Source organism: Nocardioides antri (assembly GCF_008373765.1).
Taxonomy (GTDB): Bacteria; Actinomycetota; Actinomycetes; order Propionibacteriales; family Nocardioidaceae; genus Nocardioides; species Nocardioides antri.
This window is the reverse complement of the sequence record NZ_VUJW01000013.1, coordinates 24,749-39,879: the sequence shown is the minus strand read 5'-3', so window position 1 is coordinate 39,879 and position 15,131 is coordinate 24,749. Positions and strand designations below refer to the sequence as shown.

The following is a 15,131-nucleotide window of genomic DNA, read 5'->3' as shown; positions in this document are numbered from 1 at the left end:
ACCAAGATTCCATGCGCGGCGGTCGCGGGGAACCATCCCCGCGGACGAATCAGACCAGCGTCGGTTTGCTCTTCAGGATCGCGCCGAGCACGCCGTTGACGAACGACGGCGACTCGTCGGTCGACAGGTCGCGCACGAGCGCCAGCGCCTCGGTCACCGCGACAGCGTCCGGCACGTCGTCGACGTACAGCAGCTCGTAGACGCCGAGCCGCAGCACGTTGCGGTCGACGGCCGGCATCCGGTCGAGGGTCCAGCCCTGGGCGTAGGACGTCAGCACCTCGTCGATGCGCGCCTGGTGCTCGGCCACGCCCCGGACCAGGGTCTCGGTGTAGGGGTTGGTCGGGCCTGTGCCCTCGGCGATCGCCCGGTCGAGCGACTCGACGACCGACTCCCGCCGCAGGTCCGCGGCGAACAGCAGGTCCAGGGCCCGCTTGCGGGCCTTGGAGCGAGCGCCACCAGCGGACATCAGGACTTCACGCGGCTGAGGTAGGAACCGCCGTCGCGGGTGTCGACCTTGATCTTCTCGCCCTGCTCGATGAACAGCGGGACCTGGATCTCGGCGCCGGTCTCGAGGGTGGCGGGCTTCGTGCGGCCGGTCGCGGAGTCACCGACGACGCCCGGCTCGGTGTAGGTGATGGTCAGCTCCACCGACGCCGGCAGCTCGATGAACAGGACCCGGCCCTCGTTGGTGGCGACGATCGCCTCCATGTTCTCGAGCAGGAAGTCCTTGGCGCCGCCGACGATGTCGGGGTCGACCTCGATCTGGTCGTAGGTGCCCGTGTCCATGAAGACGTAGTTGGTGCCGTCGTTGTAGAGGTACTGCATCGTGCGGCGGTCGACGGTCGCGGTCTCGACCTTGGTGCCGGCGTTGAAGGTCTTGTCGACGTTCTTGCCCGACTCGACGTGCTTCAGCTTGGTGCGCACGAACGCGGGTCCCTTGCCGGGCTTCACGTGCTGGAACTCGACCACCTGCCAGAGCTGGCCTTCCAGCTTGAGCACCATGCCGTTCTTCAGGTCGTTCGTCGTTGCCATGCGTCAGCCTTCTTCGATGCAGATGTAGGAGATTCGCGCCCGTTCGGGGCCAGCGGAGGAGTCTAGTCGTCGGTGTCAGCAGCGATGAATTCGAGAGCCTGGCGGTAGCCGTCGACGCCCTGGCCGGCGATCACCTTCGCAGCGTGGGGCGTCACCACCGACGTGTGGCGGAACACCTCGGGCCGCTGGGACGGATCGGAGATGTGCACCTCGACCAGGGTCGTCGTGAGCTGCGCGCAGGCGTCCCAGATCGCGTAGGAGTAGTGGGTCCACGCGGCGGCGTTGAGGACCACCGGGGTCTCGGTGTCGGCCGCGTCGTTGAGCCAGTCGAGGAGCTCACCCTCGTGGTTGGTCTGCCGCACCTCGACGTCCAGGCCGAGCTGCTCACCCCAGTTGCGGCACAGGTCCGCGAGGTCGCCGTGCGTGGTGTGGCCGTAGATCTCCGGCTGGCGGCGGCCGAGGCGCCCGAGGTTCGGCCCGTTGAGCACGAGAACCCTGGTCATGCGGCACCCCCTCCCGTCATCAGGTCGTACGCCGCCCGCAGGTGCTCCTCCGAGGGGCCTGACAGCACGACCGGCTTCGCGAGCCCGTCGAGGACGATGAACCGCAGCGTGTTGCCGCGCGACTTCTTGTCGACCCGCATCGCCGCGAGCAGCTCGTCGAACCCGGCACCGGAGTAGGTGGTCGGCAGGCCGACGGCGCGGAAGACGGAGGCGTGCCGTGCCGCCGTCTCGTCGTCGAGGTGGCCCTCGAGCCTGGCGAGCTCCGCGACGTAGCAGCACCCGATCGCAACGGCCTCGCCGTGCCGCATCGTGTAGCCCTCCGCCCGCTCGATCGCGTGGGCCATCGTGTGACCGTAGTTGAGGACCTCGCGGCCCGGGTGGCCGTCGCTGCCCCCGGTCTCCTTCAGGTCCGCGACGACGACCTCGATCTTGACCCGGATCGACCGCTCGACGAGCTCCGGCAGCACCGCGCCTGCCGGGTCGATCGCCGCCGCCGGGTCGGCCTCGACCAGGTCGAGGATGACGGGGTCGGCGATGAAGCCGCACTTGACGACCTCGCCCATGCCGGCGACGAGCTCCTCCCGCGGCAGCGTGAGCAGGGTGTCGAGGTCGACCAGGACGCCGGCGGGCTCGTGGAAGGAGCCCACGAGGTTCTTGCCCGCCCCGGTGTTGATGCCGGTCTTGCCGCCCACGGCCGCGTCGACCATCGCGAGCAGCGTGGTCGGGACGTGGACGACCCGCACGCCGCGGAGCCAGGTCGCGGCCACGAAACCGCCGAGATCGGTGGTCGCTCCCCCGCCGAACGTCACCACGGCGTCCGACCGCGTGAACCCGGCGTCGCCGAGCGCCTCCCAGCACTGGAACGCGACGTCGGCGGCCTTGGTCGCCTCGCCGGACGGGAGCCCGAGCGCGAGCACGTCGTAGTCCGCCCGCAGCACGTCGAGCACCGGTTTCGCCAGCTCGGTCAGCTCGGCCGCGTGGAGGAACGCCACCCGCTGCACGCTGCTGCCGAGGATCCCCGGCAGCCGGTCGGCGAGCCCGCGGCCCACCAGGACGTCGTACGGCGAGGGCCCGCCCACGTGCAGCGCGGTGTCCGTCATCGGGCGCCCTCCTCGATCAGCTCGGTGATCTCGGCCGCCACGTCCTGTGGGCTCCGGCCGTCGGTGTCGACCGTGATCCGGGCGAGCCCCTCGTAGACGGGGGTGCGCTCGTCCAGCAGCTGCTTCACGCGCGCCCGGACGTTGCCGAGGAGCAGCGGCCGGCCGGCGCCGAGCCCGACCCGCTTGACCGCGTCGGCGAGGCCGACCTTGAGGAAGATCACCCGGTGCCCTTCGAGCAGCGCCCGCGTCGCAGGATCCAGCACGGCACCGCCGCCCAGGGCGAGCACGCCGTCGTGCTCGTCGAGCGCGGCCGCCACCGCCGTACGCTCCAGCGCACGGAAGGCCGCCTCTCCGTCATCGACGAAGATCTCCTGCACGGGCTTGCCGGCGCGCGCCTCGACGGCGTGGTCGCTGTCGAGGAAACCCACGCCGAGGGCGTCGGCGAGGAGGCGGCCGACCGTCGTCTTGCCGGCACCCATGGTGCCGACGAGGACGGCGACGGGTCGGCTCACCGGTACCTCAGCGAGTCCAGGTAGCCCTGCACGTTGCGACGGGTCTCCTGGACGGAGTCGCCGCCGAACTTCTCGATCACGGCGTCCGCCAGGACGAGCGCGACCATCGCCTCCGCGACGATGCCGGCCGCCGGCACTGCGCAGACGTCGGAGCGCTGGTGGTGGGCGACGGCCTCATCACCGGTGGCGACGTCGACCGTGCGGAGCGCGCGCGGCACGGTGGCGATCGGCTTCATCGCCGCCCGGACCCGCAGGATCTCGCCGGTGGTCATGCCGCCCTCCGTGCCGCCGGACCGGCCGGACACCCGGCGCAGGCCCGCCTCGGTGGGGACGATCTCGTCGTGGGCGAGCGAGCCCGGCGTGGCCGCGAGCTCGAACCCGTCGCCGACCTCGACGCCCTTGATCGCCTGGATGCCCATCAGGGCGCCGGCCAGCCGCGCGTCGAGCCGCCGGTCCCAGTGGACGTGCGACCCGAGGCCCGGCGGGAGCCCGTGGACCACGACCTCGACGACGCCGCCGAGCGTGTCGCCGTCCTTGTGCGCATGGTCGATCCGCTCGACGATCAGCTTGGACGTGTCGGGGTCGAGGCACCGGACGGGGTCCTCGTCGAGACGCTCGAGGTCACCCGGCTGCGGCCAGAGGCCGGACGGCGCGCGGACGCCGCCGATCTCGATCACATGGGAGACGATCTGCGCGCCCACGGCCTGCTCGAGGAAGTTGCTCGCCACCCGGCCGAGCGCCACGCGGGCGGCGGTCTCGCGTGCGGAGGCCCGCTCCAGGACGGGGCGGGCGTCGTCGAAGTCGTACTTCTGCATGCCGGCCAGGTCTGCGTGGCCCGGGCGCGGGCGGGTCAGCGGGGCGTTGCGGGCCAGGCCGTCGAGGACCTCCTGGTCCACGGGGTCAGCCGCCATCACCTGCTCCCACTTGGGCCACTCGGTGTTGCCGACCTCGATCGCGACGGGCCCGCCCTGGGTCCGCCCGTGCCGAACCCCGCCGACGACCCGCACCGCGTCGGCCTCGAACTTCATCCGCGCGCCCCGGCCGTAGCCCAGGCGTCGCCGGGCGAGCGAGTCGGAGATGTCCTCGGTCGTGACCTCGACGTGGGCAGGCATGCCCTCGAGGATCGCGACCAGGGAGGGGCCGTGGGACTCCCCCGCAGTCAGCCAGCGCAACATGCGTCACATTCTCCCATCCGGGCCGGCTGCGCGGGTGGCCGCGGTGGTCGGGCGAGACGGGGTTGTCCGCCTCTCCCACGGGTTGTCCGCCTCTGCAACGGCCGACAACCCGCGGAATACCCGGTCGACCGGGTATTCCGCGCACCCCACCGCCTACCCCCAGAGCGCCGCCACCAGCGGCTCCCCCGCCACCAGACCCAGCCAGGCACCGAAGAGCAGGAACGGCCCGAAGGGGTAGGCCCTCTTGAGGACCTTCCGGTCCCGCTTGGCGATCGCGACGACGAGCCCGGGGACGGCGAACAGCAGGAACGCCGCGTAGAGCCCGACCAGCAGGGGCACCCCGCCGGCGTACCCGAGCACGCAGCCGAGGAGGGCCGAGAGCCGGACGTCGCCGAAACCCATGCCGGCTTGGCGGATGAACCAGAGCAGCCAGAAGACGGTGCGCACGACCACCAGGAAGACCGCGCCGCGGACCAGGTCGTCGGCGTGACCGGTCGTCGCCCAGCGCAGGCCGCCGTAGGCCAGCGCCACCAGGGTGGCGGGCAGCACCACCACCGAGGGGAGCAGGCGGGTGCGGTGGTCGACGATCCCGAGCAGGGTGCCGACGGGCACCAGGGCCAGCAGCAGGGCGAGCAGCCAGTGCCAGCCGTACGCCGCACCGACGCCGGCGCCGGCGACCGCGGAGACCGCCGCGGCGACAATGCCGAGCCGAGGCCGGCGGCCCAGGTCGGCGTAGAGCTCCTTCGGCGGCTCCTCCAGCCGCGCCTGCTGGGCGGCGGTCGGCTCGACGCCCTCCTCCGCCTCGGGCACGGGCGGCGGCTCCGGCAGCACCCGGATGAGGTACGGCGTCAGCGCGCCGCCGGCGCCGCAGGAGACGAACCCGACGAGCGCCGCTGCCAGGTGCTCGTTCACCCCGACCGCTCCTGGAGCGCGGCCTCGCCGGCGGCGCGGATCTCTCGCAGCGGAGCGGCGACGCCGGTGAACGCGGTGAACTGGAGCGCGGCCTGGTGGACGAGCAGGTCGAGGCCCGACACGACCGTCCCACCCGCAGCCGCGACCAGCGGCGTCGGCCACGGATCGTAGACGACGTCGAACAGCAGCGGGGTGCCGCCGCACCGCGCCACCAGCTGCTCGGTCTGGGCGGCCACCGGGATCGTCGACACGATCACGTCGGTGTCGTCGTCGGCGTCCTCGAGCGACACCAGCCGGACGGCCGGACGGTGCGGGTGTGCAGCGATCCGGTCCACGGCCTCCTGCCCCCGGGCCGGGTCACGCACCGCGACGCGCACGGAGTCCGCCCCCAGCTCGACCATCGCCAGCCCGGTCGATGCCGCCGTGGCGCCTCCGCCGAGGATCGTCGCGAACCGGATCGGGCCGGCGAACCGCTCACGGACCGCGGCCACGGCACCCGGCAGGTCGGTGTTGTCCGCGTGCACCTCGCCACCGGTCAGCAGGAGCGTATTGGCCGAGCCGACCAGGCCGACCCGGTCGCTCACGGCGTCCGCGAGCGCCATCGCCTCGCGCTTGAGCGGTGCCGTCACCGACAGCCCGCGCCACTCCGCGCCGAGACCCGCCACGAACCCGGCCAGCTCGCCGGCCGGCACCCGCACGGCGTCGTACGTCCAGTCCAGGCCGACGGCGGAGTACCCCGCGCGGTGCAGCACCGGCGACAGCGAGTGGGCGATCGGGTCGCCCAGCACGGCACATCTCACGGCTCAGCAGGCCTGCGACTGGGTGTCGCAGTACTCCCGCAGCTCGGCCTGGTACTGCTGGAACTCGGCGTACGTCTCGGCGAACTTGGTCTTCCCGGTGCGAAGGTTGACGGTCACGTAGTAGTACCAGTCGCCGTCGGCCGGCTCGAGCGCGGCGCGGATCGCCTCCTCGCCGGGGTTGCCGATCGGGCCGGGCGGCAACCCCGCGTGCAGGAAGGTGTTGTACGGCGAGTCCGTGGTCTCCCGCTCCTCCTGGGTGAGCCCGACGGTGAGCGGCCGCCCGAGGGCGTAGTCGACCGTCGCGTCGATCTGCAGCCGGCCGATCTGGCCCGCGGTCCCGGGGTTCTCCACCCGGTTGTAGATCACCCGGGCGATCTTCGCCATGTCACGTCCGCGGCCCTCGGCCTGGACGAGCGCGGCCACGGTCATGAGCTCGGCCGGGGTGTAGCCGATCTCCCTCGCGGCACCCTCGAGGTCGAGGTCCTCCGCTGCCTGCTCCCACCGCGTCACCATGGCGGCCAGGAGGGACGCGGCGGTGTCCTGCGGCGTGATGGTGTAGGTCGCCGGGAACAGGTAGCCCTCCGGGTTGCCGTTGGCGAAGGCGGGCAGCCCCAGTGCCTCGGGGTCTTCCAGCGCGGCGTTGAGCTGCTTCTTGGTGAAGTCGGTCCCCTCCGCGATCCGGTCGACCACGTCGACGACCCGCAGGCCCTCTGGGATGGTGACCGTCGCCTGCGCCAGGTTGCCGGGGTCGATGAGGACGTCGACCACGTCGGACGCCTTCATCTCCTTCTTGAGCAGGTAGGTCCCCGCCTGGATGCCGCGCGTCTCCTGGTCCTTCGCCTCGGCGGCGTCGACGAACGCCTCGGCGGACGCCACGACGCCGAGCTCCTCGAGCTCCTCGCCCATCGACGACACCGACTGGCCGGGGTCGACGACGAACACGACCTGGCCCTTGCCGGGCCCGGGGAAGTCCTCCGGGTCCGCGAACAGGTCCTCGACCCACGGCCGCACCACGTAGTTGGCGGCAGCGGCGATGAGGACGACCCCGATCGTCACGAACACGAGCATCGGCAGACACCCCGAGAAGCGCTTCTTGCTGCGTCGCCTGCCGGCGCGCTGCGGTGCGTCCGGTGCGTCGAGCCGAGTCAGGCTCTCCCCCAGGTTGTGCGGGTCACTCATGCGTCTCCTCGACGTCCGTCCCGGGATGGTCAGCGCTCCCCACCGCCACCACCTCTCCGGGTGCTCGACCCGTCGCGCGCTCGGTGTCGAGAGCGTGCTGAAGGATCACGACGGCCGCGACCTGGTCGACCACGGCGCGTCGGTGCTGTCCCTTGCGTTGATCGCGGAGCATAGCCTCCGCCGTCACGGTCGTGAGACGTTCGTCGACGAGGCGCACCGGCACGGGTGCGATCCGCTCCGCCAGACGTACGGCGAACGACCGGGTCTTCTCCGCTGCCGGGCCCTCGCCCCCCGACAGCGAGCGCGGCAGGCCGACGACCACCTCGACCGCCTCCTCGGCCGCCACCAGCTGGCGCAGCCGCCGGAGGTCGCCCTTCCCGCGGCGGACCGTCTCGACGGGTGTGGCGAGCATCCCGGAAGGGTCGCAGCGCGCGACGCCGATCCGGGCGTCACCCGGATCCACGCCGAGGCGGACGCCCCACCTCATCGGGATGCCCTCACCCAGCCGCCACCGTCGCGGTGACGGCCGCGAGCGCCTCGTCGATCCGGCTCGCGTCGCTGCCGCCGCCCTGGGCCACGTCGTCCTTGCCGCCCCCTCGGCCGTCGACGTACGGCGCCACGGCCCGGACCAGCGTGTTGGCGGACAGGCCACGAGCCCGGCCGGTGTCGTTGACCGCCGCGACCACGGAGACCTTGCCGTCGGCCACGCCGATGATCACGGCCACGCCGGGCGCGTCGCCGGGCAGCCGGCCGCGGACGTCGAGCGCCAGCGTCCTGACGTCACCGGCGCCGGCGCCCTCCACCCGGTGGGCGACGACCTTCACGCCGCCGACGTCGGCAGCACCCGCCGCGAGCGCGGCGCCGCCGGCCAGCAGCTGGCTCAGCCGGATCTTCTCGATCTCCTTCTCGGCGGCGCGCAGCTTCTCGACCAGGTCGTTGACCCGCGCCGGAAGGTCCTCCGGGCGCGCCTTGAGCGTCTCGGCGAGCTGCGCGACGAGGACGTGCTCACGCGCGAGGAACTGGTAGGCGTCCGTGCCGACCAGCGCCTCGACCCGGCGCACCCCGGAGCCGATGGACGACTCGCCGAGCAGCTTGATCACGCCGAGCCGGCCGGAGCTCTGGGCGTGCGTGCCGCCGCAGAGCTCGCGCGCCCAGTCGCCGACGGAGACGACCCGCACCTGGTCGCCGTACTTCTCGCCGAACAGGGCCATCGCGCCGGACGCGACGGCCTCCCGCTGGGTCATCAGCTCGGCGTGCACCGCGAGGTCGTCGAGGACCACCGCGTTGACGCGCGACTCCACGTCGGCCATCACCGACGCCGGCACCGACCCGGTGGCGGAGAAGTCGAACCGAAACCGTCCGGGCGAGTTCTCCGAGCCGGCCTGGGTGGCCGTCTCGCCCAGCGCCTCCCGGAACGCCTTGTGGACCATGTGGGTGGCCGTGTGCGAGCGCGAGATCGCGAGCCGCCGATCGGTATCGACCTTCGCCTCGGCGGCCACGCCCGCGGCCACCTCGCCGGACAGCACCTTGACCTTGTGCACGATGAGGCCCGAGATCGGCGACTGCACGTCCCGCACCTCGAGCACCGCGCCGTTGGCGAGCTGGATGACGCCCTGGTCGGCGAGCTGGCCGCCGCCCTCGGCGTAGAACGGCGTGCGGTCGAGGACCAGCTCGACGTCGTCGCCCTCCTTGGCGGCCGCGACGACCCCGCCGCCGAGCACGATGCCGCGGACCGTGCCCTCGTCGACCACGGTGTCGTAGCCGGTGAACTCCACCGACCGGCCCATGCCGTCGGCGATCTCCCGGTAGGCGCCGGTGTTGCGGTGCGAGCCCTTCTTCGCCTTGGCGTCGGCCTTCGCCCGCTCCCGCTGCTCGGTCATCAGGCGGCGGAAGCCCTCCTCGTCGACCTGGAGGCCCTGCTCGGCGGCCATCTCGAGGGTCAGGTCGATCGGGAAGCCGTAGGTGTCGTGGAGCTGGAAGGCCTTGTCGCCGGAGAACACAGGCGCTCCGCCGCTCTTCATCGCAGCCTTCACCTCACCGGCGGCGAGGTCGAAGATGCTGGTGCCCGACTTGAGGGTCGCGCGGAACGCGTCCTCCTCGGCATAGGCCACCGTGGAGATCCGCTCCCAGTTGGTGAGCAGGTCGGTGTAGGTCTCGCCCATCTTGTCGCGGCTGATCGGCATCAGCTCGGGCAGGCACGGGTCCTCGTAGCCCAGCAGCCGCATGGACCGCACGACGCGCCGGGCCAGCCGCCGGAGCACGTAGCCGCGGCCCTCGTTGCCCGGCGTCACACCGTCGTTGATCAGCATCATCGAGGAGCGGATGTGGTCGGCCACGACCCGGAAGCGCACGTCATCGGCCTGATTGGCGCCGTACCTCTTCCCGGAGAGCTGCTCGGCCTTCTCGATGACCGGGAACATGACGTCGATCTCGTACATGTTCTCCCGGCCCTGGAGCAGGAAGGCCACCCGCTCGAGACCCATGCCGGTGTCGATGTTGCGCTTGGGCAGCTGCCCGGCGATGTCGAAGTCCTCCTTGCTGCGGACGGCGGAGAGCTCGTCCTGCATGAAGACCAGGTTCCAGATCTCGAGGTAGCGGTCCTCGAGCTCGGTCGGCATCGCGATCCGCTGCGTGGTCGCGAACTCGCCGTCGGGGCCGTACGACGGGCCCCGGTCGTAGAGGATCTCCGAGCAGGGTCCGCCCGGTCCGGGCACGCCCATCGACCAGTAGTTCTCGCGGGGCCCGAGCTTGACGATCCGCTCGGCCGGCAGGCCGGTGACCTTCATCCAGAGCTCGAGCGCCTCGTCGTCGCCGTGCAGGATCGACGGCCACAGCCGGGTCTCGTCCAGCCCGAAGCCACCGTCGTCGAGGGACTTGGTGACCAGGTCCCACGCCAGCTCGATGGCGCCTTCCTTGAAGTAGTCACCGAACGAGAAGTTGCCGCACATCTCGAAGAAGGTGCCGTGCCGCGTGGTCTTGCCGACGTCCTCGATGTCCGGCGTGCGGATGCATTTCTGGACGCTGGTGGCGCGGGCGTACGGCGGCGTCTCCTGGCCGAGGAAGTAGGGCTTGAACGGCACCATGCCGGCGTTGACGAAGAGCAGGTTCGGGTCGTCGAGCAGCAGCGACGCCGACGGCACCGCGGCGTGCCCGGCCGCCTCGAAGTGCGCCAGGAATCGAGCGCGGATGTCGGCTGTGCTCAGACCGCTGCCCATCAGTCCCATTTAGGCATTGCCTCTCTCGGTGTCAGGTTGTTCGATCGCGGGTCGGGAGGCGGACGCTAGCTCCTGGTGACGGGCGACCGCGAGCGCATATCGCTCGCGCAGGTCGTCCTCGGCGTCGGTCCTGCCCTGCCGGAACTCCTGGCGGAACATCCGGGCACCGACCGACGCGGCGCTCGCGCGGTCGCGCATCCCGTCGACGGTGAAGGCCTCGGCGACCCGGCGGGCCTTCACGACCCCGTAGACACCCGCCGCCGCCCCGGCCGCGAACCAGAAGCCGCGCCTCATCGGTGCTCCGCGGACTGGCTCATCGGGCCACTTCCGACGCCGGGATCGCGGCGCGCTGCTGCGCCTGCCACTCGCGTCGCGCCTGCTTCAGGTCGGTCTTGCGCTGCTTGCGCGACCGCTTCACCTCGCGCTTCATCTCGAAGCGGATCCGGTTGCGCACCTCGGGTGCGAGCGCGCGCCGCAGCCCGGCGGCGATCGAGGCCGTCCGGATCAGGCTCTCGCGCAGCATCACGTCGACGAACTGCGGACCGGGCACCGTCGGGAGGAGGCCGATCGGCCCTCCGCGCCGGCTCGGGCCGAGCTCGGTGATCCGGTACTCCTTGTCGTCGACGATCGTCACGTCGGCGAGCCGGAGGCTCCGCCGGGCCTCCTCCAGCTCTGCGGCCTCCTCGACCAGGCGGACCTGGAGCGCGTCGAGCTCGTCGCGCAGGGAGTCCAGGTCGGCGGCGGCGCTCGCCAGGACCTCCTCGCCCTGGTGACGCGTGAGCCGCAGCGCGGTCGCGAGCCACGCGACCGCCGCGAGCAGACCGATGACGAGGACCAGGGTCAGGAGGGCCAACCAGCCGGGGACCACCAGCGCACTCGTCATGGGACGCAAGCCTATCGGCCCGGTTCAGCCACGCTGACCGCGGATGATCCGCCGGACCCGCTCCCAGCGCTGCTTGACCGCGGCCTCCGCGCCGAGCTCCGTCGGGACGTAGTACTCAGCGTCTGCGAGGACGTCCGGGGCGTACTGCTGCTCGGCGACGCCGAACGGCTGGTCGTGGGAGTAGACGTACGACGCGCCGTGGCCCAGCTGCTTCGCGCCGGGGTAGTGGGAGTCGCGGAGATGGGCGGGCACCTGGCCGATCTTCCCGGCGCGGACGTCGGCGATCGCGGCGCCGATCGCGGTGGTCACCGCGTTGGACTTCGGCGCGACGGCGAGGGCGATCGTGGCGTGCGCGAGCGTCAGCTGGGCCTCCGGCATGCCGATCAGCTGGACGGTCTGGGCGGCGGCGACGGCGATCGGGAGGGCGGTGGGGTCGGCGAGGCCGATGTCCTCGCTGGCGAGGATCATCAGGCGCCGGGCGATGAAGCGCGGGTCCTCACCCGCCTCGATCATCCGGGCGAGGTAGTGCAGCGCCGCATCGGCGTCGGAGCCGCGCACCGACTTGATGAACGCACTGATGACGTCGTAGTGCTGATCGCCGTCACGGTCGTAGCGGACGGCTGCCTGGTCCGCCGCGGCTTCGGTCGTGGCGAGGTCGATCAGGGGCTTCTCGGTGGTTGAGGTGCGAGGCGCGCCAGCGCCGAGCCTCGAAACCACCCCGCCCGCTGCGGCCTCCAGGTAGGTCAGCGCCCGGCGGGCGTCACCACCGGCCAGGCGCACGATGTGGTCGAGCGCGGCGGGGTCGACGTCGTACGCGCCACCGAGGCCGCGCTCGTCGAGGACCGCACGCTCGAGCAGGACCCGGATGTCGTCGTCGGTGAGGGACTCGAGCCGCAGCAGGAGGCTGCGCGACAACAGCGGCGAGATGACGCTGAACGACGGGTTCTCTGTGGTCGCGGCGACCAGCGTGACCCACCGGTTCTCGACCCCCGGGAGCAGGGCGTCCTGCTGCGCCTTGCTGAACCGGTGCACCTCGTCGACGAACAGGACGGTCTCGCGCCCCGACCCGACCAGCGTCGAGCGCGCCGCGTCGATGGCCGCACGGACCTCCTTCACGCCGGCGGCGACCGCGGAGATCTCGACGAAGCGCCGCCCGGTCTGCCGGCTCAGGATCGAGGCGATCGTGGTCTTGCCGGTGCCGGGCGGTCCCCACAGGAGCAGGGACATCGAACGGTCGGCCTCCACCAGCTGGCGCAGCGGCGAGCCGGGCGCCTTCAGCTGCGCCTGGCCGACCAGCTCGTCGAGGTCCCGCGGGCGCATTCGTACGGCGAGGGGCGCCGCCACGTGCGCGGCATCGGCCAGGGAGCCGCCGCCGGCGGGCGTGCGCGCCTCGGGCGCGTCGAAGAGTGCGTCGTCGGACACTCCAGCATTCTGACCTGTCGCCGGTGAGGTCGTTACGCCCGCCCGATCGTCTTCGCGTCCAGGTCGAACCAGGTCTCGGCGTAACCGGGCTGCTCGACGAGGTCCGTCGCCGGGCTCGAACCCGGGTCCGGCTGGCCCTCGCGGTCCACGCCCAGCAGCCGCGCGGTGAACGGCTCGCGCGGGTGCTCGCCCAGTCGGCCCGGGAAGTGACAGGCGACCTTGTGGCGCTTGCCGATCTGCAGCAGCGGCGGCTCGTGCCGCGCGCAGATCTCCTGGGCGATCGGGCACCGCGTGCGGAACCGGCACCCGGACGGCGGGTCGATCGGGCTCGGCACGTCGCCGGTGAGCCGGATCCGTTCGCGCCGCTCCCCCGTCACCGCCTGCTTGATGTCGGGCACGGCCGAGAGGAGCGCCTGGGTGTAGGGGTGGTGGGCGTGGGAGTAGATGCTCTCCCGGTCACCGATCTCGACGATCTTGCCGAGGTACATGACAGCGACCTCGGGGCAGAAGTGCCGCACCACGGCGAGGTCGTGCGCGATGAAGAGGAACGCGACCCCGAACTCCTGCTGGATGTCCTGCAGCAGGTTGATCACCTGGGCCTGGATGGACACGTCCAGCGCGGACACCGGCTCGTCCGCGACCAGCAGCTTCGGGTTCAGCGTGAGGGCCCGGGCGATGCCGATCCGCTGCCGCTGCCCGCCCGAGAACTCGTTCGGGTAGCGGTTGTAGTGCTCGGGGCTGAGGCCGACGACCTCGAGCAGCTCCTGCACCCGGGCCTTGATCTGGTTTTTCGGCAAGATGTTGTGCACGGCGAGCGGCGCCCCGACGATCCCGCCGACCGTCTGCCGCGGGTTCAGCGAGGTGTAGGGATCCTGGAAGATCATCTGCACGTTGCGGCGGTGCGGCTTGAGCTCACGGTTGGAGAGCTTGGCGAGGTCGACCCCGGCGAACTCCATCGAGCCGCCGGTCGGCTTGTAGAGACGCGTGATCAGCCGCCCTGTCGTCGACTTGCCACAGCCGGACTCCCCGACCAGGCCGAGCGAACCGCCCGTGGGCACCTGGAAGGAGATGCCGTCGACCGCCTGGACGTCACCGATCTTGCGGCGGACCAGGCCGGTCGACCTGACCGGGAAGTACATCCGGAGGTTCTCCACCGTGAGCACCGGCTCGGCCGTCGGGTCGAGCTTGGCGGCCGCGTGGGTGTGCCCCACCAGCTCGGAGAACGTCGCGACGTCGTTCTCGGGCACGGAGGTCTCCGGGACCTCGTACTCCGCGATCTCCCCCGTCCCCTGCTCAGGGGTCTTGTGCGACATCAGCGCTCCTCGGCCAGGTCGGGGGCGATCTCGGGCAGCACCTCGGCCTCGTAGATCGCGTCGGGGTTCGTCAGGTGGCAGCGCTTCACGTGGTGACCGCCGCGCCCGCCGGGCAGCAGCTCCGGTAGGGCGGTCCTGCAAAGGTCACCCGGCACCTTGTCGCGGTGCGCGCACCGCGGGTGGAACGGGCAGCCGGTCGGCGGCGCCAGCAGGCTCGGCGGGTTGCCGGGGATCGGGATCATCCGGGCGTCGGGGTCGGAGGTGACGTCCGGCACGCTCGACAGCAGTCCCCAGGTGTAGGGCATCTCCGGGTGCACGAGGATGTCCTTGCACGGGCCGTACTCGACAGCCCGTCCGGAGTACATGACCAGGACGTCGTCCGCCATCTCGGCGATCACCCCGAGGTCGTGGGTGATGATGATGACCGCAGAGTTGAACTCACGCTGGAGGTCCTGGAGCAGGTCGAGGATCTGCGCCTGGACCGTCACGTCGAGTGCCGTCGTCGGCTCGTCGGCGATGAGCAGCGACGGGTCGTTGATCAGGCCCATCGCGATCATCGCGCGCTGCCGCATGCCGCCGGAGAACTGGTGCGGGAAGTCGTCGACCCGGCGGTCCGGCCTCGGGATGCCGACCCGGTCGAGCATCTCGATCGCCTTGCGCCGCGCGTCCCGCTTGGAGGCGTCCGGGTGGTGCTCCTGGTAGGCCTCGGCGAGCTGGTTGCCGACCCGGTAGAACGGGTGCAGGGCGGCCAGCGCGTCCTGGAAGATCATCGCGACCTCGTTGCCGCGCAGCTTGCGGAGCTTGGCCTCCGACATGCCGACGATCTCCGCGCCACGGAGACGGATCGAGCCGCTGATCCGGGCCGTTCGGGCGTCGTGCAGACCGAGGACTGCCATGCTCGAGACCGACTTGCCGGAGCCGGACTCCCCGACGATGCCGAGGGTCTTGCCGAGGTCGACCGAGTAGCTCAGGTCGGTGACAGCAGAGACCACACCGTCCTCGGTCGGGAACCTGACGGTCAGGTCCTCGATCACGAGCAGCGGCTCGTCCTCCACGGAACCTCCAGTCGGGGCGGGGGTGGTCAT

16 protein-coding genes are annotated in these 15,131 nt (G+C 71.7%); all 16 read right to left on the bottom strand.

Going from position 1 to position 15,131, the window contains the following annotated elements; translation table 11 throughout:
- Window positions 1-49 precede the first annotated feature (49 nt).
- Window positions 50-466, bottom strand: a complete 417-nt coding sequence (gene nusB, locus F0U47_RS19335) for a transcription antitermination factor NusB (protein ID WP_149752121.1) — start codon at window positions 464-466, stop codon at window positions 50-52.
- Window positions 466-1,032 (bottom strand): elongation factor P, encoded by a 567-nt coding sequence (efp, locus tag F0U47_RS19330; protein ID WP_149752120.1) that lies wholly within the window; start codon window positions 1,030-1,032, stop codon window positions 466-468. Before efp ends, nusB begins: the two co-directional genes overlap by 1 nt.
- Window positions 1,033-1,094: 62 nt before the next feature.
- The gene (locus tag F0U47_RS19325; RefSeq protein WP_149752119.1) at window positions 1,095-1,535 is read right to left on the bottom strand and encodes a type II 3-dehydroquinate dehydratase; all 441 of its coding nucleotides are present in this window, start codon (window positions 1,533-1,535) and stop codon (window positions 1,095-1,097) included.
- The gene (gene aroB / locus F0U47_RS19320; RefSeq protein ID WP_149752118.1) at window positions 1,532-2,635 is read right to left on the bottom strand and encodes a 3-dehydroquinate synthase; all 1,104 of its coding nucleotides are present in this window, start codon (window positions 2,633-2,635) and stop codon (window positions 1,532-1,534) included. Before aroB ends, F0U47_RS19325 begins: the two co-directional genes overlap by 4 nt.
- Window positions 2,632-3,147 carry a shikimate kinase gene (locus tag F0U47_RS19315; protein WP_438362086.1) on the bottom strand — a complete coding sequence of 172 codons (516 nt, stop codon included), beginning with the start codon at window positions 3,145-3,147 and terminating at the stop codon, window positions 2,632-2,634. The genes aroB and F0U47_RS19315 overlap by 4 nt, the downstream gene beginning before the upstream one ends.
- Complete coding sequence (aroC, locus tag F0U47_RS19310) at window positions 3,144-4,322, bottom strand: chorismate synthase (RefSeq protein ID WP_188111436.1); 1,179 nt, start codon at window positions 4,320-4,322, stop codon at window positions 3,144-3,146. Before aroC ends, F0U47_RS19315 begins: the two co-directional genes overlap by 4 nt.
- A 153-nt stretch (window positions 4,323-4,475) precedes the next feature.
- Window positions 4,476-5,234 carry a prepilin peptidase gene (locus F0U47_RS19305; protein WP_149752117.1) on the bottom strand — a complete coding sequence of 253 codons (759 nt, stop codon included), beginning with the start codon at window positions 5,232-5,234 and terminating at the stop codon, window positions 4,476-4,478.
- A complete protein-coding gene (locus tag F0U47_RS19300; RefSeq protein ID WP_149752116.1) occupies window positions 5,231-6,034 on the bottom strand; it encodes a shikimate dehydrogenase in 804 nt (267 codons plus the stop codon). The genes F0U47_RS19305 and F0U47_RS19300 overlap by 4 nt, the downstream gene beginning before the upstream one ends.
- 3 nt (window positions 6,035-6,037) lie before the next feature.
- Window positions 6,038-7,213 (bottom strand): endolytic transglycosylase MltG, encoded by a 1,176-nt coding sequence (gene mltG, locus F0U47_RS19295; RefSeq protein ID WP_149752115.1) that lies wholly within the window; start codon window positions 7,211-7,213, stop codon window positions 6,038-6,040.
- On the bottom strand, window positions 7,206-7,700 hold the full coding sequence (gene ruvX / locus F0U47_RS19290; RefSeq protein ID WP_149752114.1) for a Holliday junction resolvase RuvX: 495 nt from the start codon (window positions 7,698-7,700) through the stop codon (window positions 7,206-7,208). The genes mltG and ruvX overlap by 8 nt, the downstream gene beginning before the upstream one ends.
- Window positions 7,701-7,710: 10 nt before the next feature.
- A complete protein-coding gene (gene alaS, locus F0U47_RS19285) occupies window positions 7,711-10,416 on the bottom strand; it encodes an alanine--tRNA ligase (protein ID WP_149752184.1) in 2,706 nt (901 codons plus the stop codon).
- A gap of 21 nt (window positions 10,417-10,437) precedes the next feature.
- Window positions 10,438-10,722 carry a DUF6167 family protein gene (locus tag F0U47_RS19280; protein WP_149752113.1) on the bottom strand — a complete coding sequence of 95 codons (285 nt, stop codon included), beginning with the start codon at window positions 10,720-10,722 and terminating at the stop codon, window positions 10,438-10,440.
- Between the two features lie 19 nt (window positions 10,723-10,741).
- Window positions 10,742-11,311 carry a hypothetical protein gene (locus tag F0U47_RS19275; protein WP_149752112.1) on the bottom strand — a complete coding sequence of 190 codons (570 nt, stop codon included), beginning with the start codon at window positions 11,309-11,311 and terminating at the stop codon, window positions 10,742-10,744.
- Window positions 11,312-11,335: 24 nt separating this feature from the next.
- Entirely contained in the window at window positions 11,336-12,733 is a 1,398-nt protein-coding gene (locus tag F0U47_RS19270; RefSeq protein WP_246159701.1) for a replication-associated recombination protein A, read from the bottom strand.
- A gap of 32 nt (window positions 12,734-12,765) precedes the next feature.
- Complete coding sequence (locus tag F0U47_RS19265; RefSeq protein WP_246159706.1) at window positions 12,766-13,872, bottom strand: ABC transporter ATP-binding protein; 1,107 nt, start codon at window positions 13,870-13,872, stop codon at window positions 12,766-12,768.
- A gap of 173 nt (window positions 13,873-14,045) precedes the next feature.
- Window positions 14,046-15,131 (bottom strand): ABC transporter ATP-binding protein, encoded by a 1,086-nt coding sequence (locus F0U47_RS19260; RefSeq protein ID WP_246159705.1) that lies wholly within the window; start codon window positions 15,129-15,131, stop codon window positions 14,046-14,048.